This is a genomic window from Microcoleus sp. S13_B4 (assembly GCF_036700885.1).
GTDB lineage: Bacteria > Cyanobacteriota > Cyanobacteriia > Cyanobacteriales > Microcoleaceae > Microcoleus.
This window is the reverse complement of the sequence record NZ_JAUBPU010000002.1, coordinates 14,455-34,963: the sequence shown is the minus strand read 5'-3', so window position 1 is coordinate 34,963 and position 20,509 is coordinate 14,455. Positions and strand designations below refer to the sequence as shown.

General features: G+C 46.4%; 16 protein-coding genes. 9 read left to right on the top strand and 7 right to left on the bottom strand.

Annotated elements, in window-relative coordinates; all coding sequences use genetic code 11:
• Nucleotides 1-94 precede the first annotated feature (94 nt).
• Nucleotides 95-2,185, top strand: coding sequence for a protein kinase domain-containing protein (locus QT994_RS01805; protein ID WP_333171323.1), 2,091 nt, complete (start codon nt 95-97; stop codon nt 2,183-2,185).
• Here the strand turns inward: QT994_RS01805 and QT994_RS01800 are convergent.
• The 3 genes from QT994_RS01800 to QT994_RS01790 all read right to left on the bottom strand — a co-directional run bounded on the left by QT994_RS01800 (nt 2,162) and on the right by QT994_RS01790 (nt 6,935).
• Entirely contained in the window at nt 2,162-5,998 is a 3,837-nt protein-coding gene (locus tag QT994_RS01800; protein ID WP_333171320.1) for a DNA polymerase III subunit alpha, read from the bottom strand. The two genes, QT994_RS01805 and QT994_RS01800, sit on opposite strands and share 24 nt — an antisense overlap.
• Nucleotides 5,999-6,187: 189 nt before the next feature.
• Complete coding sequence (locus tag QT994_RS01795) at nt 6,188-6,607, bottom strand: lysozyme inhibitor LprI family protein (protein ID WP_333171318.1); 420 nt, start codon at nt 6,605-6,607, stop codon at nt 6,188-6,190.
• A gap of 16 nt (nt 6,608-6,623) precedes the next feature.
• Nucleotides 6,624-6,935, bottom strand: a complete 312-nt coding sequence (locus tag QT994_RS01790) for a DUF2499 domain-containing protein (protein ID WP_333171316.1) — start codon at nt 6,933-6,935, stop codon at nt 6,624-6,626.
• 299 nt (nt 6,936-7,234) lie between these two features.
• Between QT994_RS01790 and csaB the strand changes: the two genes are divergently transcribed.
• The 3 genes from csaB to trmB all read left to right on the top strand — a co-directional run bounded on the left by csaB (nt 7,235) and on the right by trmB (nt 9,839).
• A complete protein-coding gene (csaB, locus tag QT994_RS01785) occupies nt 7,235-8,281 on the top strand; it encodes a polysaccharide pyruvyl transferase CsaB (RefSeq protein WP_333171314.1) in 1,047 nt (348 codons plus the stop codon).
• Nucleotides 8,282-8,294: 13 nt separating this feature from the next.
• On the top strand, nt 8,295-9,047 hold the full coding sequence (locus QT994_RS01780) for a Uma2 family endonuclease (RefSeq protein ID WP_333171311.1): 753 nt from the start codon (nt 8,295-8,297) through the stop codon (nt 9,045-9,047).
• A gap of 159 nt (nt 9,048-9,206) precedes the next feature.
• On the top strand, nt 9,207-9,839 hold the full coding sequence (gene trmB / locus QT994_RS01775) for a tRNA (guanosine(46)-N7)-methyltransferase TrmB (protein WP_333171310.1): 633 nt from the start codon (nt 9,207-9,209) through the stop codon (nt 9,837-9,839).
• Between the two features lie 148 nt (nt 9,840-9,987).
• Here trmB and QT994_RS01770 read toward each other — a convergent pair whose 3' ends face one another.
• Entirely contained in the window at nt 9,988-11,502 is a 1,515-nt protein-coding gene (locus QT994_RS01770) for a phospholipid carrier-dependent glycosyltransferase (RefSeq protein WP_333171308.1), read from the bottom strand.
• A gap of 182 nt (nt 11,503-11,684) precedes the next feature.
• Here QT994_RS01770 and QT994_RS01765 point away from each other — a divergent pair, with 182 nt between their 5' ends.
• Entirely contained in the window at nt 11,685-14,753 is a 3,069-nt protein-coding gene (locus QT994_RS01765) for a tetratricopeptide repeat protein (protein WP_333171304.1), read from the top strand.
• A gap of 139 nt (nt 14,754-14,892) precedes the next feature.
• On the opposite strand, the gene acsF is transcribed toward QT994_RS01765, so the two are convergent.
• Nucleotides 14,893-15,969, bottom strand: coding sequence for a magnesium-protoporphyrin IX monomethyl ester (oxidative) cyclase (gene acsF / locus QT994_RS01760; RefSeq protein WP_190738830.1), 1,077 nt, complete (start codon nt 15,967-15,969; stop codon nt 14,893-14,895).
• 392 nt (nt 15,970-16,361) lie between these two features.
• Here acsF and QT994_RS01755 point away from each other — a divergent pair, with 392 nt between their 5' ends.
• Together QT994_RS01755 and rpmF are read left to right on the top strand one after the other, a co-directional pair.
• Nucleotides 16,362-16,838: a TM2 domain-containing protein gene (locus QT994_RS01755; protein ID WP_333044355.1), complete on the top strand. Its 477-nt coding sequence runs from the start codon at nt 16,362-16,364 to the stop codon at nt 16,836-16,838.
• Between the two features lie 180 nt (nt 16,839-17,018).
• A complete protein-coding gene (gene rpmF, locus QT994_RS01750; protein WP_006632406.1) occupies nt 17,019-17,192 on the top strand; it encodes a 50S ribosomal protein L32 in 174 nt (57 codons plus the stop codon).
• Nucleotides 17,193-17,234: 42 nt separating this feature from the next.
• On the opposite strand, the gene queA is transcribed toward rpmF, so the two are convergent.
• Nucleotides 17,235-18,374, bottom strand: a complete 1,140-nt coding sequence (gene queA / locus QT994_RS01745) for a tRNA preQ1(34) S-adenosylmethionine ribosyltransferase-isomerase QueA (RefSeq protein ID WP_333171302.1) — start codon at nt 18,372-18,374, stop codon at nt 17,235-17,237.
• 157 nt (nt 18,375-18,531) lie between these two features.
• Between queA and QT994_RS01740 the strand changes: the two genes are divergently transcribed.
• Nucleotides 18,532-18,921 (top strand): hypothetical protein, encoded by a 390-nt coding sequence (locus QT994_RS01740; protein WP_006632408.1) that lies wholly within the window; start codon nt 18,532-18,534, stop codon nt 18,919-18,921.
• Nucleotides 18,922-19,123: 202 nt separating this feature from the next.
• Here QT994_RS01740 and QT994_RS01735 read toward each other — a convergent pair whose 3' ends face one another.
• Complete coding sequence (locus tag QT994_RS01735; RefSeq protein WP_333171300.1) at nt 19,124-19,717, bottom strand: YraN family protein; 594 nt, start codon at nt 19,715-19,717, stop codon at nt 19,124-19,126.
• A 14-nt stretch (nt 19,718-19,731) separates the two neighbouring features.
• Here QT994_RS01735 and QT994_RS01730 point away from each other — a divergent pair, with 14 nt between their 5' ends.
• Nucleotides 19,732-20,247: a pentapeptide repeat-containing protein gene (locus QT994_RS01730; protein ID WP_333044350.1), complete on the top strand. Its 516-nt coding sequence runs from the start codon at nt 19,732-19,734 to the stop codon at nt 20,245-20,247.
• Nucleotides 20,248-20,509 lie beyond the last annotated feature (262 nt).

The window sequence follows — 20,509 nt, the reverse complement described above, 5'->3', positions numbered from 1 at the left end:
TTGTCGAGAATGGTGCTCTGGGCGTGAGTGGAAACAGACAGACTACCATGTTGCTAAGTTTAGCTGTGGTGGGAATCTCCAGGCCGGAAAAAAGATGAGCTATTGCCTCAATCCCCATTGCCAAAAGCCGCAGAATGCTGACTCAACCAATTTTTGTCTCGCGTGCGGCTCTAAATTGCTACTGAAAGAGCGTTACCGCGCCATTCAACCTATCGGTGAAGGAACATTTGGCAGAACTTTTTTAGCTGTCGATGAAGATAGGTTGAAAACTCCCTGCGCCATCAAACAATTTTTCCCCCAAGTTCAAGAAAAGGCCGAATTAGAAAAAGCAACTGCACTGTTCAAACAAGAAGCTCACCGGCTGCATGAACTCGGAGAACACCCGCAGATTCCAAGTTTGCTGGCTTCTTTTGAACAAGCAAAGCGTCTGTATCTTGTGGAAGAGTTAATCGAGGGAAATAATTTATTTCAGGAGTTGCAGCAGCAGGGAGCTTTTAGCGAGGAACAGATTTGGGAATTGTTGATCAATTTGTTGCCTGTTTTGCAATTTGTTCACGAGCAGCAGGTGATTCATCGGGATATTAAGCCGGAAAATATTGTGCGGAGAACTCCCCAAACCTTGTGGGCTGCGGCCGGATATGGCAGTTCAACTCCTGGTAAAGGAAAAGGAGGGGCAAATTTACCTCAATCTTCTGCTGGTATGAAAGGGCTAATTGTGGCTGAATCTCCTGCTGTACAGGGCAAGGCGAGGGGGGGTCAGTTTGTGCTAGTTGATTTTGGAGTTGCTAAGCACATTACCCGCCTTTCTGAGGCGCAAACTGGGACGATAACTGGAACTGCGGGCTATGCGCCGATCGAACAAATTCGCAGCGGCAAAGCCTATCCGGCGAGCGACCTTTACAGTTTGGGCGTTACCTGCATTCACCTGCTAACTGGGGCGGTACTTAAGGATTTGTTCGATGCTTTGGAATGCAAATGGATTTGGCGAGCGCACTTGGCGCAAAAAGGCATAAAAGTTAGCCAAAAATTAGCAACTATTTTGAATAAATTGCTCAAAGATTCGGTAAGAGAGCGATATCAATCCGCTGCTGAAGTGTTGCAAGACTTGGTAAATGTTGGGCAATATCCCCGCTCTCAAATCTGTTATAATTCGCCCACAAAAATCGCTATTAATTCGCCAGTAACTAACTCGCAGCCAAATACAGCAACCGCCGTCTCCGCCGCGCCGCCCCAGAAGATTCATGTTGTACCATCCGCTGGCAATCCGAGATTATTGTCCTCTAATAACTGGCGGTGCGAGCACATTCTCCACGGTCATTCAGCCCCGGTTAATGCTGTTGTTATTAATCCTCAAGGCAATATTCTTGCGAGCGCCAGCGACGATAAAACAATTAAGCTGTGGAACCTGCAAACAGGTGAATTCATCCATACTTTTTTCGGCCATTCCGCCAGGGTTGATGCTGTGGCGATCAGCCCCGACGGGAGAATTATGGTTAGCGGCAGTTTTGACAGAAAAGTCATTGAGTGGAAGCTGGATAAAAAGGCGATGATTCGCGAATTTTACAGCGATTTTGGTTCGCCTTACAGTCATCGCTACGGCTCCGTGTATTCGGTGGCTTTTAGTTGCGACTCGGGAGCGATTGCGAGTGCCAGCGGCGACAAGAGTATTAAATTATGGAACCAGTGCAACGGAGGATTGGTTCAAAAACTTTCGGGACATTCTGATAAGGTTTTATCTGTTAGTTTTCGTCCTCAAAGTATGATGCTTGCCAGCGGTAGTGCTGACAAAACTATCAAGATGTGGCTTGTAGGTATTGGGGAGAGTGTGCGGACTTTTGTCGGTCATTCAGATTGGGTTTATGCGATCGCATTTAGTCAAGACGGCAAGATGATTGTCAGTGGAAGTGCCGACGCTACTGTTAAATTGTGGAATGCCGATACAGGGGAATTGATTAATACTTTGAGGGGGCATTCTGATGCGGTGATTTCGGTGGCGATTAGTCCTGATCGCGAAACTATGGCTAGCGGGAGTCGAGACGGTACGGTTAAACTCTGGAACCTGGAAACAGGAGAATGTTTGTGCTCTCTTGCTGGGTGCAATCCGGTGGCTTTTAGTCCTGACGGCCAAACTTTAGTCACCGGTGGGGATGGCGGCGAAGTGTTAGTTTGGCGGGCGTCTGTTTAGTTGGGCGAGATAATTGACATACTTGGGAAGGCGATCGGTGTTAGTGTCAAGTAAGCGACTGGCCCAAGAATGTACATTAAGTTGCGATCGCATTTCTCGAAATACCGCAGCATCGGGGCGATTGTTGAGAGGAAAAACCCAAGCATCAAATCCAGCCGACTTGAGACGACTAACAGTTCCCTCGCCATCTTGCACCCACAATTGAGGGTTAATGCGAAGGGGTTGACAGGAATATTCACCGACAACCATTCCCCCCACCGACACGCTAGCACCTTCTCCACGATTGGAAAGTTCTTGTAAAATAGCTTTGAGAGAATTGAGTTTTTTCCCGTCTTGTACTTGCTGCGGTGTAAGCTTGACAATCACCATTTCTAAAACTTCCACAGGTTTTGTCGATCGTACAACGTTGACGGGTTCCGCCGGCCAAGGGTTTGTTATTTCCGGTTCCACTGTCTCGATTTCCTCTGCAACCTGTACTGTTTCAACCGGCTTTGCAGTGTCTACAATTATCTGAATTTCCTCCCCATCTTTCTCAATTTTTCCACTAATATGTAAGATAGCATTCTCTACAATGTAAGGTTTCACTTGTTCGTAAGCCTTGGGGAACACAACAGCTTTTATTTGATGTGTCAAATCTTCTAATTGCAAAATTGCCATCGCATCGCCTTTTTTTGTCACTACAAGTTTGATAGCGCTGAGCATGACAATAACTGATACTTTCCCCTTTTTATCTGCTAACTGTTCGAGAGTCACAACATCGGGGTCTGGGTTTACTTGCATGAGAAACTTGAGGGGATGTTCTGATACATAAAAGCCCAGCAATTCTTTTTCTAAACGCAATTTATCCTGTTTGTCTAAATCTTTTACAGGCTTTGATTTGGGAGCAGAGTCATAGGTACTTGCCGACTTTCCGAAGCTCGTACCCAACAAATCAAATAGATTGCCTTGGCCGCTTTCTCGATCTCTTTTGCGGTCTTGCGCCCATTTAATTACCCCTTCCAGGTCGTTTATTAATTGATTGCGGTTGGTGTCAATTTTGTCAAAAGCACCGCATTGAATTAAAGCTTCTAAAGCGCGGCGGTTGACTGAATGGAGATTTACACGATCGCACAAATCAGCCAGCGATTTAAACTTACCCCCTTCCTGCCGCGCCGCCAAAATATTTTCAATTGCTCCCTCCCCCACATTTTTTACCGCCGAAACCCCAAACAAAATTTTATCTTTTGCACATCCAGTCATCTGTTTAGGCAGCGGTGTAAAAGTAAGTTCAGAGCTATTAACATCTGGCGGATCAACATCAATACCCAGCTTGAGACAATTGGCAATATATTTCTGTACTTTCTCCTGATCGCCCCTGTTAGCAGTCAGCAGTGCAGCCATGTATTCTAGAGGATAATTTGCCTTTAAATAGGCAGTTTGATAAGTGATATAGGCATAAGCCATTGAATGGGATTTATTAAAACAGTATTCAGCGAATTGCAGCATCTGCGCGAACAGTTTATCAGCAATTCTTTGACTAACTCCATTCTTAGTTGCCCCGTCGATAAACGTTTCCTTCTGCTTCTGCATTTCATCCGCTTTCTTCTTGCCCATTGCGCGTCGCAGCAAGTCAGCTTGACCCAAAGAATAGCCCGCCAAATCTTGAGCCATCCGCATAATTTGCTCTTGAAAGCAAAGCGTTCCGTAAGTCTCTTTTAAAATCGGCTCTAATAGCGGATGATCGTACTCAACTGTTTTACCGTGCTTGCAGTCAATAAATTGAGGAATCAAACCTGCATCCAGCGGGCCTGGTCGGTAAAGTGCCAAAATAGAAGAAATATCATCCAGACAGGAAGGTTTGAGTTTTTTCACTACATCCAGCATTCCAGAGGATTCTAACTGAAAAATACCTTCTAAATCTCCCCTTTCTAAAAGTTTATAAGTTTTATCTACATCATCGGGTAACTTTTTGATTCTGCCAAAAGTCTCTTGAGCTCTTCGCTCAATATCAGAAGGTAGCATTTCTGGATCGACAATTAGATTTTGGGTTTGCTTAATATAATCAACTGTTTTCTGGAGCGTTGTTAAATTTTTCAATCCCAAAAAGTCCATTTTTAGAAGACCTAGTGCTTCCAAATCTTCCATATAATACTGCGTAATCACAGCACCTTCGTTATTCTTTTGCAGCGGTACAATTTCATCTAGCGGGTCTGAAGAAATCACTACGCCTGCCGCATGAACACCAAAAGTTTTGTTGGTTCCTTCAATCCGAATTGCCATGTCAATCCATTGACGAACCGGGACTTCTGTCCCTGTTTCTTCATTGATGCAAATTGTATTTTCGTAGTTGTCTTTAAATTCCTGTGCAGGTGTTTCACCGGAAATCATCACTTTGAGCTTTTCCGGTTTTCCCCGCGATACAGGAATTAATTTTGCCATCTCATCTGCTTTTTTGTAGGGAATGCCTAACACTCGGGCAACATCTTTCAAGACAGCTTTTGATGTCATTCTGTTGAAAGTAATAATTTGCGCTACGCGCTCTTCGCCATACTTCTCAGTAACGTATTTAATCATGTCGTCCCGTCTTTCTATGCAGAAATCGCTATCGATATCTGGCATGGATTTGCGTTCGGGATTGAGAAATCGCTCGAATAGCAGTCCGTGATGTACCGGGTCAATATTGGTAATTTTTAACACGTAGGCAACTAGAGAACCTGCGGCGGAACCGCGTCCTGGCCCTACGGGAATGTGGTTGTCCCTGGCATATTTCATGTAATCCCAAACTACTAAAAAGTAGGTGGAAAAACCCATCTGCTGAATCATTTTTAGTTCGTATTCCAGCCGTTCTTTATATACGGCTGGAATTTCATTCCGGCTTCTAGCTCTGAGGCGTTCTAAGAGTCCTTTCCATGATATTTCTTCGACAAAAGTGTCGGCCGTGTGCTCTGGGGGAATTGGATAGTTGGGAATGCGGGATTCCCCCAGGATGTCGTAAGATTTTATTTTATTGGCGACTTCTAAAGTGGTGTCAATCGCCTCTTTGATTGTTTCATCATCCAAATGGTCTCGAAACAGTTGCGCCATCTCGTCTGCAGACTTAAGATATTCAGTACCGCTGTAGCGCATCCGCTTGTCTTCTTCAATTAGTTTGTTTGTGTTAATGCACAGTAAAGCATCGTGTGCTTCTACGTCGTTGCAGGAAATATAGTGAGAATCATTGGTGGCAATTATTTTAATGTTGAGTTCGCGGGCAATTTTGACGATTTCAACATTAACAATCCGGTCTTCCGGGGAACCGTGGTCTTGAATTTCTATATAGTAATCTTCCCCAAATACTTCTTTATACCATGTGGCTACTTCACGGGCACTATCTAGCTTGTTTTGCAGTATCATTTGGGGAACTTCCCCACCCAAACAAGCACTGGTAACAATTAAACCTTCGGAGTATTGTTTTAGCAGTTCCTTGTTGATGCAAGGTCGGGCAAAAATACCTCTTTCAGGCATTCCCTTTAAGTGGGAAATTGTGGTTAGTTTGACGAGGTTTTTATAACCTTGGGTATTTTTAGCTAAAACAACTTGATGGTATTTTCTTCTACCTCGAACTTTGACTTCAATGTCGCCGTTGACGACATACATTTCGTTGCCAATAATCGGCTTGATATTTTTATTTCGGCAAACTTTGATTAGCTCGATCGCCCCGTACATCACCCCGTGGTCTGTAAGGGCGATCGCGGGCATCCCCAATTCCACCGCCCGTTCTGCGAGCTGTTGTAGCTGAGACGCCCCATCTAGTAAGCTATAATCGCTGTGAATGTGCAAACCAACGAAGGACATAGGGATTTAAAATATAAGATTTGAGAATTTAGATTTTACACCATTGGCGTGTCAAAGGGTAAAATAAAAAACAAAGCTTTATATCACTCTTGAGCTGGTTTGTGCTGGGGCTTCTAAAAGTACAAAAGATGAGGTTGTTGCGATATAGATTATTGAATGGGTAAATTATTCTCGATCGCGCTCGAACTTTTACAAATTGGCTTGTTTTAAATAACCTTCCAAATCTTTAATCCGTTCTTGCGTCACTCTAGCCCTGCAATAACCGTAGGTAGAAGCAGCCAAAGAACCGCCTTCAAACTGCCCTTTTGCATAATCACAATTTTCATCTCGAAATTTGATCCAAGTACGCTGTGCCACAGTCAATCTCTGCTTTTGTCTACTGCTGATTTTTGCTTGCAGTTGCTGATAGAGTTGATTGAGCTTTTTGTCGGCAGCCTCAAACTCTTGGCTGGAACAGACATTCATCTCTACCGTGGTTTGAGGACTTTTGCAGTTAGGCTGTTGGGCGACTTGTACGGGAATGTTGCTGGCTTTGCTGGGAAGCAATAATCCGGCTGTTAACAACAGCGAACTCGCGGCTAATTTGACCCAAATAGTGATTTTTTTCAAAATATTTACCTCTTTTTCAATCTTTAATTTTTTCTGGTTGAGCCGATCGCCAAATCCACCAAGCCGCCCCCCATAGAGTAAAATTCCCGATGAGAGTCATCGCCGCTTGCAGGGTAACGATCCATTCTAGGGCTGGGGAGTTGTCAAAATAGTGCCATGTACAGGCACACATAGCGCTGACGAGAGCGGGCAGCATTCCGGCGGAAAGGGCCCACCAAGCTCGGTTTTGAGTGACTTCGCCGTAAGTCCAAATTAACCAGATGGCGGCAATCCACTCGACGACGCTAGATATGTGAATAATCCAGGTGGGAATTGACAAAGCGTGCATTTTTTGTATTGTGAACGAAGATGAAAAATTTATCGATAACGAAGATGAAAGATTTATCGCTCGGGACTTACGCAACTGTCATATAAAGTATGATGCGTCATACAATTTTAGATTAGCGATTTGAGATTTTATTAGATTGGCGATTTGAGCTGACTGATGACGTAAAGCCTTGAAGCTTACTGACAGTAGCATTTTTTTGGGTAGTATTATCAAATTTCAAATCTCAAAAAAATCTAAAATCCAAAATCGAAAATCTAAAATAGTTAGATTCCCCATCACAAACAAATAAAAGAGTAGAAATGCGAGCAATTTTGTGCGGCTATTACGGTAAAGGCAACGGCGGCGACGAGGCGCTGTTGGCATCGCTACTGCAAATGTTACCAGATGAGGTGACGCCGATCGTCCTGTCTGGCAATCCTGTCGAGACAAATCAGCGGTACGGGGTAGCTGCGCGCGATCGCATGAATGCCTTTCAAGTTCTCGAAGCACTCCGCACCTCCGACGCCCTAATCTGGGGCGGTGGCAGTTTAATCCAAGACGCTACTAGCATAGCGAGCCCTTTCTATTATGGCGGTTTGATGGGATTAGCGCAGCGGATGGGCTTAAAAACTGTTGCCTGGGCCCAGGGAATTGGCCCTTTAAAGCGCGAAATCACTCGCAAGTTATCTCAGCGCTGTTTTGCTGGATGCACCGGCGTCAGCGTGCGGGATAAAGGTTCAGCTACTTTACTTGCTGATTGGAAAATTCCCTTTACTTTAGCACCCGATCCGGTGTGGGCTTTGGAGAATTCCCCCGTGTCGGGTTTGTGGGATTTACCGGCGCCCAGAGTGGCTGTTTGTTTGCGTTCTCACTCTACACTAACTCCCACCCGTTTGTCAATCTTAACTCAAGCTTTAGTTGACTTTCAAAAAGCCACTCGCACCTTAATTTTGCTGCTGCCTTTTCAAGCGTCTCACGACTTAGAAATTGCCCAACATTTGCACGAAGCGCTGCCGAAAAGAAGCCGCATCCTCAGTTTAGACGATCCGAGAAAATTGAAAGGAGTATTCCGGGGTGTCGAAATGGCGATCGGGATGCGCTACCACAGTTTAATTATGGCAGCATCCGAAGAATGTCGCTGTTTTGCCCTCAGCTACGATCCCAAAGTCAGCCAGTTAATGGAAGAGCTAGAAATGCCGGGATACTTATTATCAGAATTGCCAGACGATCCTTATCTAATTAGCAAAACCTGGATGGAACACTATGCTAACGGCGACGCCTTATCGCCAGACAGGATAAAATTCATAGTAGAGCGATCGCTCTTTCACCGCGAAGTATTGCGAGCCGCACTCCAGCAGTCTCCGTAAGAGGTAAAATATCGTGACAGCCAGTACAGCCGACTTAAAAATTACCTGGGAAAAATTGCCAGACGACTTCATTTTAGACGAGGAACCTGTGGAAAATATCGACCAACCCTTGCTGGCTGCAGCCTTGCGGGAAATCTTAGAAATCGCAGGACTAATTGTAACAGGAATATTAGTTGCCCCAAACATGGGAATTTGTGCGACAGTAGACAGCAAGCTAGTTATCAAAGCTCCAGATTGGTTTTATGCCCGCAACGTACAGCCGCTTTCTAGTCAAGAAATTCGTCGCAGTTACACTCCCAACTTAGAAGGAGAAGTCCCGGCGATTGTCATGGAATTTTTGTCCGCTGCTGCCAACGATGAATATTCAATAAAACCAACGTATCCGCCGGGAAAATGGTTTTTTTACGAACAAGTATTGCGAGTGCCAATCTATGCACTTTTTGAACCGGCCGCCGGAGTTCTCGAAGTCTATCAGTTAAATTCATCAGAAAGATATCAAGTACAGCAGCCGGATTCAAACAATCGTTATTGGATTGAAGGAGTTGGGTTATTTTTGGGTGTTTGGCAGGGAAGCAAGGCCGAAAGAACCGGATATTGGTTGCGGTGGTGGAATGAAAGCGGAGAGATGTTATTGTGGGGAGCAGAAATGGTAGAAAGGGAACGGCAGCAAAGGGATCTCGCTCAACAGCAAGCCGAACAAGAACGAGAACGCTCGGAAAGATTAGCCGCGCAATTAAGAGCAGCAGGCATGGAACCAGAAGCCTAATGCAATAATGAGCAATATTAAAGTGTCCCCCTGCAATTTAATATTGTTTATTAATTAAAAAGTATTGAACAATATCGCAAAAATCAATATTTATCTGCGTTAATCCACGTTAATTTGCCTTCATCAGCGGTTCAAAATTATATTCAGGAGACAGCAAAATTGGCAAGAGTAAGAGTGCGGGAACACGTCAATCCCCTATCAATTAGATATCAAGCATCTGCAAGTCCCCCGGATTGGACTAAAATCTATGCCGACTTAAATTTACCGCTGCATTTAGATATCGGCTGCGGCAGAGGACGGTTTTTGTGGCACATGGCGCAAATCCAAACAGACTGGAACTTTCTAGGATTAGAAATTCGGGAACCTCTGGTAGAGGAGGCGAATCTTTGGCGGGACGAAAAAGGCTTGAGAAATTTGCACTATTTGTTTTGCAATGCGAATAGTTCCCTAAAGCCGATTTTAGAAACTTTACCCCCAGGCACTTTGCAGCGAGTTAGCATTCAATTTCCCGATCCGTGGTTCAAGAAAAAGCACCACAAACGGCGGGTGGTGCAGCAGGAATTAGTCACCGAATTGGCAACTTATCTGGCAATTGGCGGCGAAGTTTTTATCCAGTCAGATATTGAGGAAGTAGAAAGCGAAATGTGCGATCGCTTTTCATCTCACCCTAGTTTTAAACGTCAAAACGGCGACAACTGGCTAGCAGAAAATCCCCTGCCTGTTGCTACTGAAAGAGAAATTGCTACTCTGAAACGAGGCGAACCAGTTTATCGTGCACTCTATCAAAAATAATGCTCGCTTTTGCAAACTCACCTTTGTCATAAATGTTATAACTTACCTCTTGCACCTTTTTTAGGAACAGGCAAGATCCCTGTTCCACCAAACTTAATTTTCTTGTGGAACGGGCATCTTGCCCGTTAATAAAAGAATTATTTCTAAGTTAAACCCAAGACGGCAGCCACATCCGAATTTTCCATTCCATTTGCGACAAAGGCAATCCCAAATAGATAGGCATCCAGAAAATAAAAGCACCCAAAACCAGAAAAATAATTGTTACCCCCATCCCTCGGAGTCGAGTTTGAGGGCTGTGCAGCCACCTGTCAACCCACCACGCAAGTGCTAAGGCTGCAAACACAGAACAGCCCATATAATGGTACAAAAATACGCAGCGAGTCACCTTCAGCCAAGGCAGCAAATTAGCGGCCCAATTAACTATTAAATATAACGCCAGCCACATTTCAACAGTCGGCGGAAACAAAATCGGTCGGTGCTGTTCTAGAGTGTCAGCAGAAGCCTCGTTGCGCGTTTGCAGCCACACTAAAATCCGGTGAACTAAAACTCCTATTACTAGCAGTAAAGCTAAGGTTGACAGCCACCAAAGGAAGGGATTTCCCATCGCGTGAACGTCAAAAGTTGCCTGAGTGGCACCTTCAGGTAAAGGCGGCAAAACCGGATCTGGTTGTGCATTGTTGCTAGCAATTTTGTAGAAGTAAACTATGGGGCGCAGCATCAAAGGCCAACTGTACCACGTGGAACAGTAAGGATGTACATCTGGGCCGCTTTTAATCCGCTGGTGATAAGTCAAAATTTCGGTTTGCATCTGCCAAAAATTGGGAGTTGGATTAAAGTGCAGGTGAGGAATCCAAGAGATGCTGTAAACTAGAATAGGAATAATAGCTAGACTCAAACAGAGTTCTATAAAATTGAGTTTAGTCAGTTTTTGTACGGGACTTTCGGCAGGAATTAGAGGTGAATCTACCTCGCGGCTTTGTTCTTCATTTCCTTTGTTTCCCTGGATAAAACGCACTGCCCAAGCACAGATTAAAATTAGATAAGTACCGAAAAGAAACCATAATCCGTTCCATTTGATAGCCGCAGATGCGCCGAAACCTATCCCGGCTAGTACCAGCCAAAGCCAGCGCTTTTGACCTGCGCTTTCTACGGCTTTTAAAATAAATAACTGACCTAAAATTCCCAACAAAACTAGATAAATGTTGTTCAGCGCGTAGCGAGACTCAACTAAAAACAGACCGTCGCAGGCGATAAACAAAGCAGCAAGAAAAGCAAAGGTGCGGCGTGGAACTAGCTGATAAGCTAGCCCTCCCACAACTAGGGGAATAAAGGAACCCGTGAGAGCATTCAGCCAGCGGTAATCCCAAGGGGAAAGCAGGGAGCCTGCCATACTGTTGACGGCTGTTTTGCCGAAAGGAAGGTGAGCGCCGATCCAAATGCCGATCGCAATTATGTACTGGCTCAGAGGCGGGTGAGCGTTGAAAAAAGGAGTTTTGGTGAGATAATCGTTGGCAAATTTAGCGTAATAAACCTCGTCAAATACTAAAGTGTTAAACCGCTCTAGTTCCCAAAAGCGTAGAGTTAAGGATAGGAGGAACACACCGAGCATTCCCAGGGGGAAAACCAAAGTTGATCTGTTGAAGAGTTTTTTGTGGAGTTTCATAAAACAGCAGAAAATAGTAGATGCTAGATTTGGGAGCGCTAATTTAAAAATACTGAGTTGAGAATAGCGTAAAAATTACAGTTATGACTTTTAACCTTCGCTGTGGCAAAAGGAAAAGCGCACCTGACAAGCCACGATCAACTATGATACCGGTTAACAAGGTCTCCTTTGAGCAGGTGTTTATGAATCTCACGCTGTGGGTTTGGGCGCGTTGCGGAATCGCTGTAGCTGCGAGTATCCTGCTAGGAGTCCCGGCGGTGGCGGCACCGAGTGCGATAAAAATTAGTCAAGGAGTATCGCAGCAGTCCGGGGAAAACCCGGCGGCGGCTGCTGAAAGAGCCTTGACAGAAGGGGAGCAACTGTACCAGCAGGGGACAGCGGAATCTTTAAGAAAAGCGATCGCCAAATGGGAAGAAGCATTGAAGCTGTATCGAGAAGCGGGCGATCGCAGTGGGGAAGCTACCACCCTCCACAACATCGGCGCTGTCTACTCAAAATTGGGAGAAAAACAGAAAGCGCTAGAGTATTACAGCCAGTCCCTTCCCCTGACACGTGCCGTGGGCGATCGCCCAGGAGAAGCTACCACCCTCAACAACATCGGCGCTGTCTACTCAGATTTGGGAGAACAACAGAAAGCGCTAGAGTATTACAGCCAGTCCCTTCCCCTGAGACGGGCAGTAGGCGATCACAGTGGGGAGGCTACTACCCTCAGCAACATTGGCGCTGTCTACTCAGAATTGGGAGAAAAACAGAAAGCGCTAGAGTATTTGAGCCAGTCCCTTCCCCTGACACGTGCCGTGGGCGATCGCCGCGGGGAAGCTCTCACCCTTAACAGCATCGCCAGTGTCTACTCAGCATTGGGAGAAAAACAGAAAGCGCTAGAGTATTTGAGCCAGTCCCTTCCCCTGAGTCGAGAAGCAGGCGATCGCGCTGGGGAAGCTACCACCCTCAGCAACATTGGCAAAGTCTACTCAGATTTGGGAGAGAAACAGAAAGCCCTAGAGTATTTCAGCCAGTCCCTGCCCCTGAGTCGAGAAGCAGGCGATCGCGCTGGGGAAGCTACCACCCTCAGCAACATTGGCAGTGTCTACTCAGCATTGGGAGAAAAACAGAAAGCCCTAGAGTATTACAGCCAGTCCCTTCCTTTGAGTCGGGCAGTAGGCAATCGCGGTGGGGAAGCGAACACCCTCAACAACATCGGCAAAGTCTACTCAGATTTAGGAGAAAACCAGAAAGCGCTAGAGTATTACAGCCAGTCCCTTCCCCTGTATCGGGCAGTCGGCGATCGCAGTGGGGAAGCTATCACCCTCAGCAACATTGGCGAAGTCTACTCAGAATTGGGAGAAAAACAGAAAGCGCTAGAGTATTACAGCCAGTCCCTTCCCCTGACACGTGCCGTGGGCGATCGCGGTGGGGAGGCTACTACCCTCAACAACATCGGCAAAGTCTACTCAGAATTGGGAGAAAAACAGAAAGCGCTAGAGTATTTGAGCCAGTCCCTTCCCCTGACACGTGCCGTGGGCGATCGCGGTGGGGAAGCTGGCATCCTTTACAACATCGCTTATGTCAAACGCGATCTAGGCAATCTCACCGAAGCCCTCACTAACATTGAATCCTGCCTCAAAATTATTGAAAACCTCCGCACAAAAGTTGCCAGCCCAGAACTCCGCACCTCATACTTTGCCACCGTACAGGACTATTACCAGTTCTACATTGACCTGTTAATGCAACTGCACAAAACTCAACCCAAATCTGGTTACGATACCAAAGCATTTGAAGCCAGCGAACGTTCCCGCGCCCGCAGCCTCCTCGAACTTCTTCAAGAAGCAAACGCCGATATCCGGCAAGGCGTTTCCCCAGAATTATTGCAAAAAGAACGCAGTTTACAACAACAACTTGATGCCCTGGAAAAACGGCGAATCGAAGTTCTCAATCGCCCCAATTCTACCCCCGAACAAAAAGCAGAATTAGAACAACAGCGGCAAACTTTAATAGCACAATATCAGGACATTCAAACACAAATCCGCACCACCAGCCCCCGGTACGCCACCCTCACCCAACCCCAACCTTTAACCCTTACACAAATTCAACAACAAATCCTCGATGATCAGACAATTTTACTTCAGTATTCTCTAGGGAAAGACCGCAGTTATCTGTGGGCTGTGACTAAAACCAGCATCACCAGTTATGAATTACCAAAAGCTGCCGAAATCGAGACAACTGCCAAAAAATTCCGCGATGCTGTCACCGCTCCAACTTCCCGCAACAGCCCCACTCAAATCGCCATCGCCAACGATGCTATCAGTCAAATTATCTTACAGCCCGTTGCTGCCCAACTCGGTCAAAAGCGCCTGCTGATTGTTGGCGATGGCGTGCTCAATTACCTCCCCTTTGCCGCCCTTTCCCTCCCCGGAAAATCCGGTGAAAATGGGAATCCGCCTTTAATAGTAGACCATGAAATCGTGCTGCTGCCTTCCGCTTCCACCTTGGGAATATTAAGACAAAACTATAGCGACAGACAACCTCCTACTCGGACTTTAGCAATACTCGCCGATCCAGTTTTTAGCGGTAACGATGAACGAGTTAAAAATTCTTCTTCAGCCACCACTCAGCAAGCGGTAGAATCAGCAAATCCCGGTTTAAGTCGCTCCAGAGGCGACAATAACGCACAGTTTAACCGTTTAAAATTCACTCGCCAAGAAGCTCAAATCATTCAAGCCTTAGTCCCTGCCAATTCTCGCACCGAATCTTTGGATTTTGAAGCCAGCCGCGCCACAGCAACCAGCTCAAATTTAAGCCAATATAAAATCATTCATTTTGCCACTCACGGTTTAGTTAATAGCACTCACCCGGAATTGTCAGGAGTCATCTTGTCGCTAGTAGATGAAAAGGGTAATCCCTCAAATGGGTTTCTGCGGCTGACAGATATTTTTAATTTGAAATTAGCAGCAAATTTAGTAGTTTTAAGTGCCTGTCAAACCGGAATGGGACAGATTGTTCAAGGCGAGGGGATGGTAGGATTGACACGGGGATTTATGTATGCAGGGGCTCAGCGAGTCGTGGTGAGTTTGTGGAGTGTGGACGATGAAGGAACGGCTACGTTAATGTCGAGTTTCTATCAGGGAATGCTGCAAAAAGGGTTAACGCCAGCCGCGGCATTGAGGGCAGCACAACTGGAAATGTTGAAGCAGGAAAAGTGGAAGTTTCCCTATTATTGGGCGGCTTTTAACCTTCAGGGGGAATGGCGATAAATTTTAGGTAAAACCAGCATCAATTCCAATTCCGGGCGACTTGAGTCGGGCGAGAACTTTTTGCGGTGAATCTGGATACCAAAAAAAAGCGGCTCCGCTTGTCGCAGAACCGCCGTAACAGAGGATGAAAAATCAAAACTTAACGCACAGCGCCCTGTACTGAAGGTGATTCAATTGTTTTCATGAAGTACAGCTTCACTAATTGCCAGCCGTTCGACAGATACAAAGGCAATTTTTGGAAGAACTGCAAGAATTTCGGAGTATTAGAAGCAACAATTGCAGTCAACTGCTGATTGTTCTTGAGGCAAATATCCAGGCGTTCATAAAATTCTGGATTGTTCACGTCCAGCATGACGGGGAATACGCGGCCTGCTGTTTCGTTGGTCTTTTTGATGACTTCAATGTCGTATTCGCGAGCATCGAGACCGAGCGATCGATAAAAACCGGCGCGCTGGATATCATTGAGATACATTGTCGCGAACACTGACAGCAAGAAGAAACGGCACCAAAGCTTAGCGCGCCAATCATTCAACATCTGAGGCTGAGCTCTCATCACCGCATCGAAGAAATCTCCGTGGCGGTTTTCATCCTGACACCAATTTTCAAAGAATCGGAAAATCGGATAAATCTGGTCTTCAGGATGGGCTTTTAAGTGCTGGTAAATCGTGATGTAGCGCCAATAACCGATCTTTTCGGACAAGTAAGTCGCGTAGAAAATAAACTTCGGCTTAAAGAATGTGTAACTGCGGCTCTTTGTCAAGAAACCCAAATCCAGGGACAAATTAAAGTCGGACAGCGCTTTGTTGAGGAATCCGGCGTGCCGCGCTTCGTCCCGCGACATCAGGTTGAAACCCTCGGCGAGCACTGGATTTTTGTCTTTGAGCCTGCGTCCCAATTCTTTGTAAAGCAAGAACCCAGAAAACTCAGCGGTGCATGAACGTTCTAGAAACTCAATGAACAACTGGCGTTTTTCGCCGTCAATGTGATCCCAAGATTGAGCGAACTCCTCATCCCGCACGAAGTGGTTTTTGTTGTAGTCAACGCGGAACTCTTGGATAATTGCTTCTAGTTCGGCTTCATTTACCGAGATGTCCATTTTGGCCATCTCGTCAAAGTCGGTTGTGTAAAATCTCGGCGTGAGAATAGTTTCTTTGGCTGGGGCTTTCACTCCCGGCCGCAGTTCTTCAAAAGTGGGTTTTTTGAGGGAATCTACCATATTTTTATTGGATTTCTGCTTATAACTACTCGCTTGTTTCCATTGTCGGGTACTGCGGGCGATCGCGCTCGTGTATGTCCGGCCAGCGCTGGCGGCGCGCTTGGTTTGGCGCTCCGTGTGGAATCTAGGCCTAAGCTGCTGTAATTTCCACGCCCTCCAGTTTACCAAGCTCTCGCCCGCGCAAATATGTTGCTGGCGTTAAGAATTGCTACGCAAAATTACTCACTGGGCTTCCAGACAAGGTATTGGGAAACCAAATTCTGCCTTTTGTCAGTTTCTTAGGCTACCACACAAATAAATTCCCATGTCAAGCTGTTTAAACACCAGATAGAAAGTACAAAATGTATAGAGGGACTCCAATTCTTAGAATAACTAGGCAGGACGGTCAGAAAATGAGCAATTTAGGTGTTAGTTACCTTTTATGGGCAGCTTGTTTTTTCGGCCCATTCGGACTCCACCGCCTCTACAACGGCAAGATTGGTACGGGTTTGCTGTGGCTGTTTACCTTTGGTTTGTTTGGGTTTGGGCAATTGTTTGACCTGCTGCTGCTGCCGAACATGGTGGACGAACACAATGCCAGTCTCAGGGGCAAACTCGGCGTATCTCCCGAAGGTATACCGCTATATCCCAGCAGCGGGGCGATCGCCGCGACATACCCCAAGCCAACTCCAGACCAGTTAGGGGTTAAACTCCTGAAGGCAGCTTATACCAAGAACGGAAGATTATCTGTCACCCAAGGGGTGATGGCAACCGGCGCTACTTTTGCCGAAGTGGAAGAGGCTTTCACGGCAATGCTCAAAACCGGTTATGTGAGTATCGAGAACGATGCCGTAACTGGCGTCGTGATCTACCACTTTCACGAACTTTAGCTACTGCGGGTGCGTTGCCTAGGGGATTTTGTCTATTTTTCCAGAAGCTAATCGCTGACGCACCCTACTACTTGATATTGCTAGCCCAGCAGTTCTTGCGGTTTTTCGAGTAAGTATTGCCGGCAAAATCGGCTAGAATGTTTGTTTGTCTATATAAGCAAGCAAAAAGTATTTAGCGTCATGGCAGTCCCTAAGAAGAAAACCTCCAAATCCAAGAAGAATATGCGTAAGGCCACATGGAAGCGCAAAGCTGTAGTGGCAGCTCAGAAAGCTCTGTCTCTGGGCAAATCTGTTCTGACTGGGCGTTCCAACAGCTTCGTGTATCCCGGCAATGAAGAAGAGGAGGAAGAATAGAAACGCAATACCGGGCATGGGGTGAACCCGATGCCCGATCGATCAATCCTTTTTTGCTGTTGGTAAAATCAGCATGGCATCGCCAAAGGAATAAAAGCGGTACTGTTGCTCGATCGCTTCTCGGTACAAATCCAACAGCCGAGGCCTTCCAATCATCGCACTTACCATCATCATCAAAGTAGAGCGGGGCAAGTGAAAATTGGTAATCATCCCCTCTACAACCCGCCACTTGTAACCAGGGTAGATAAACAAATTGGTCGGGCCGCAAAAAGGTTGCAAGGAAAAATCGCCACTCGCGGCGGCGGCTCCCTCTAAAGCTCGGACTGCTGTTGTACCCACGGCAACGATCCGCCCGCCTCGGGCTTGAGTTTCCCGGATTTTCTCGACGGTGGCGGAGGGTACTTCCACCCATTCGCCGTGCATTTTGTGAGCCGTCACGTCTGTCACCTCCACCGGGCGAAACGTGCCTACTCCGACGTGTAAGGTGACAAAAGTTTTTTCTATTCCCCGCTGTTCCAAGCGGCTGAACAATTCTTCGGTGAAGTGCAGGCCTGCTGTGGGGGCAGCCACCGCCCCAAGCCGATCGGCATAAACAGTCTGGTACTGTTCGGCTGAAGCTTGGGAATTTTCGATGTAGGGCGGCAGAGGTACGTGGCCGTATTCGTCCAAAAACTTCACCAGATTCTCATCTGTGGGGATGTCAAACTCCAGCAGCCGTCCCCCTGTTGCGTCGTCCCTCTCTATAACTGTCGCAGTCAATCGACGACGATCGGGCATCGTGGCATCGGGAAGGCAACAGCAAGGAGCTGTGGTCGAGTCCTCACAGGCAGGGGCGATGGGATCAAATTCAATTTTTGCTCCCAACTTTAAGCGTTTCCCCGGTTTAACCAAAGCCAGCCAACAGTTGTGCTGCCGTTCTTCCATCAACAATATCTCCACAGCCGGGCCGTTGGGTTTGTGCCCGTAGAGCCTCGCTGGCAGCACGCGGGTGTTGTTGAGTACCAGCAAGTCGCCTGGTTGCAGCAAATCGGGTAAATCCCTAAAAATCCGGTGTTGGTGGCTGCTGGGAGAATCTACAGCCAGCAAGCGAGAACTGTCCCTCGGCACTACGGGATTTTGGGCAATGCGTGAGGGCGGAAGTTCGTAGTCGTAGCCGTCCAAAGACCAGTCCATCTCTGTCATCGAGTGAATTCCTGTGCGATCGATCTGTCAACTAGGTAACAAATTGGGTAAAAACCCCCATCCAAAGTCGGGTGCTTTTCCCCTTGTGGTGGCGGGTAGAGTCCGCGACGATAGAGGTATAGCATCAGCTTTGCTCATAAGGCTCATAAGGATCGTTATGGAATACCTCTACTACATCGCCAATACTAGCCTTACTCTGAGAGTCGTGGATTACCTACGCACGGCTCATCATCTTCCCTTGCAATTTATCACTGTTATTCACCAAATAGACGGCTGGGTGGTAAAGGTGAAAATGAGCCAATATTTAACTCCAGAAATGCACGGGGATTTTCGGGCTTTTATGAACGAACTCGGGATTCCTTACGATCCTGAAATTCGCTTGCAAATGGCGCTTTGGAGTTTGGAAACGGGACAGTCCCCACTGAGCGTGATGCGCCGCTACCAGGTGGCAGTCGTTTGTCACGGCAGCCCTGACCGCAAAGAAATTGAAGCGTTTCGCCAGCAATTTGTCAAGGGTCTGGGATATTGCCCGGAAACTCTCGCCTAGACTGCTACTCATATAAACTAGCTGTTATGGCAGAGCGGGAGAAGAAGTGAAAGGAAGAGAGGAAGAAGATTTAACGCTTTTTTCACCTCCGTTAAAGATTAAGAGAGAAAGGCGCGACAGCTTAGGGAAATTAATAATTAAAAATTACCTACTGGCATTGCTTCGTGATTTTACCCTCTAATTTTTAATTAGATATTTATTTTTAATTGCTAAAAGCCGAGCGAATGTATTCTTGCAGGGTAAGGCGGTAGTTTTCTGCAATGGTGAATTGAGAGTTTGCTGCTGTTAATGGTGGTAATATTTGCTTAGTGTTTTGTTGTGAAGGTTCGCACCTTACTAAAGCGACATCAAAGCGACAATAATTATTTGCTAAATCAGGATGAGTGCTTAAAAATATTTCGGCTGTTTGCCAAAGTTTGGCTTGTTTTGTGGTAGTAACAGCTAGCATTCCACCAGCATCCCAATTTCCCCGGCGGCGAGTTTTTACCTCTACAAATGCTAATGTTGGGGATTGCTGATTGGGAAGAAATCGGTTTTTTGCGCTTTCTTCATCTCTTCCGAGTGCGATGATATCAATCTCTCCCCAGCGACAGTGCCACTGCCTGTGCAAGATTTCCCAACCTTGCTGCTGCAACCACTCAGCGACTAAGTTTTCTCCCAATGTGCCGATATCCCGAGAGTTTGGGGATTGGGGGGAATTGGAGTCAGCCGTCGCTAACGGGCGATTCCCTACGGGATAGCTACGCTTGACGCGCTTTCTGGTAGAATTCAATTCTGAACTGTCACGACTGCCCATTAGCTTGAACTTGTATGATGATTTCTCGAATTCGCCAACATATTTATACTTTCTTGCTGAGTTTTGTTATTTTAGCAGTAATTGCCGCTGGGGCGATCGGCATTAATCCCGCACCTGCTTTCGCTTTGGATCACGACAAAGAAATCCTAGTCGGCGCTGATTTTACTGGCCAAGTTCTGACTGACGACAGCTTTAATAAAGCCAATCTTCGCAATAGCAATTTTACTAATGCAGATTTGCGGGGCGTCAGCTTTTTTGCTGCCAATATGGAAGAGGCAAATTTAGAAGGCGCGAATTTCACGGGTGCGACTTTAGATTTGGCTCGCATGATGAAAGCAAATTTAACTAATGCTATCCTGGAGGGTGCTTTCGCTTACAATACCAGACTCGAAGGAGCTGTCATTGACGGTGCTGATTTTACAGAGACACTGTTGCGAGACGATATGATAGAAAAACTTTGTAAAGTGGCAAAAGGTACTAATCCCGTGACGGGTAGAGATACTCGCGAAACTCTTTTTTGCGATTATTAAAAGGCTCGTTGAATAAAAGAATAAAGTCCTTAGTACAAACGGGTTCTTAGTAAGGACTTTATTCCTTATATCAGTTTAAAAATATCAGTTTAAAAAAATGTAACCGCACGCAAGCTTCAAACCCAGGGCTGTTTCATTCTTTTGTAGGGGCAATCCCCCCGTGGTTGCCCCGATATCTGAAACCCCTACCCGCTCGTCTATGGGCTGGGCGGGCACGGGGGCACCGCCCCTACAAAACCCTGCTTTTCCGTAGGGGCAACCC

Coding starts and splice junctions, on each gene's coding strand:
- acsF (WP_190738830.1), bottom strand. CDS start 15,969: ATGGTAGATTCCCTCAAAAAACCCACTTTTGAAGAACTGCGGCCGGGA.
- QT994_RS01740 (WP_006632408.1), top strand. CDS start 18,532: ATGGAATACCTCTACTACATCGCCAATACTAGCCTTACTCTGAGAGTC.
- csaB (WP_333171314.1), top strand. CDS start 7,235: ATGCGAGCAATTTTGTGCGGCTATTACGGTAAAGGCAACGGCGGCGAC.
- QT994_RS01730 (WP_333044350.1), top strand. CDS start 19,732: ATGATGATTTCTCGAATTCGCCAACATATTTATACTTTCTTGCTGAGT.
- rpmF (WP_006632406.1), top strand. CDS start 17,019: ATGGCAGTCCCTAAGAAGAAAACCTCCAAATCCAAGAAGAATATGCGT.
- QT994_RS01770 (WP_333171308.1), bottom strand. CDS start 11,502: ATGAAACTCCACAAAAAACTCTTCAACAGATCAACTTTGGTTTTCCCC.
- QT994_RS01755 (WP_333044355.1), top strand. CDS start 16,362: ATGAGCAATTTAGGTGTTAGTTACCTTTTATGGGCAGCTTGTTTTTTC.
- QT994_RS01805 (WP_333171323.1), top strand. CDS start 95: ATGAGCTATTGCCTCAATCCCCATTGCCAAAAGCCGCAGAATGCTGAC.
- QT994_RS01800 (WP_333171320.1), bottom strand. CDS start 5,998: ATGTCCTTCGTTGGTTTGCACATTCACAGCGATTATAGCTTACTAGAT.
- QT994_RS01790 (WP_333171316.1), bottom strand. CDS start 6,935: ATGCACGCTTTGTCAATTCCCACCTGGATTATTCACATATCTAGCGTC.
- queA (WP_333171302.1), bottom strand. CDS start 18,374: ATGACAGAGATGGACTGGTCTTTGGACGGCTACGACTACGAACTTCCG.
- QT994_RS01735 (WP_333171300.1), bottom strand. CDS start 19,717: ATGGGCAGTCGTGACAGTTCAGAATTGAATTCTACCAGAAAGCGCGTC.
- QT994_RS01765 (WP_333171304.1), top strand. CDS start 11,685: ATGAATCTCACGCTGTGGGTTTGGGCGCGTTGCGGAATCGCTGTAGCT.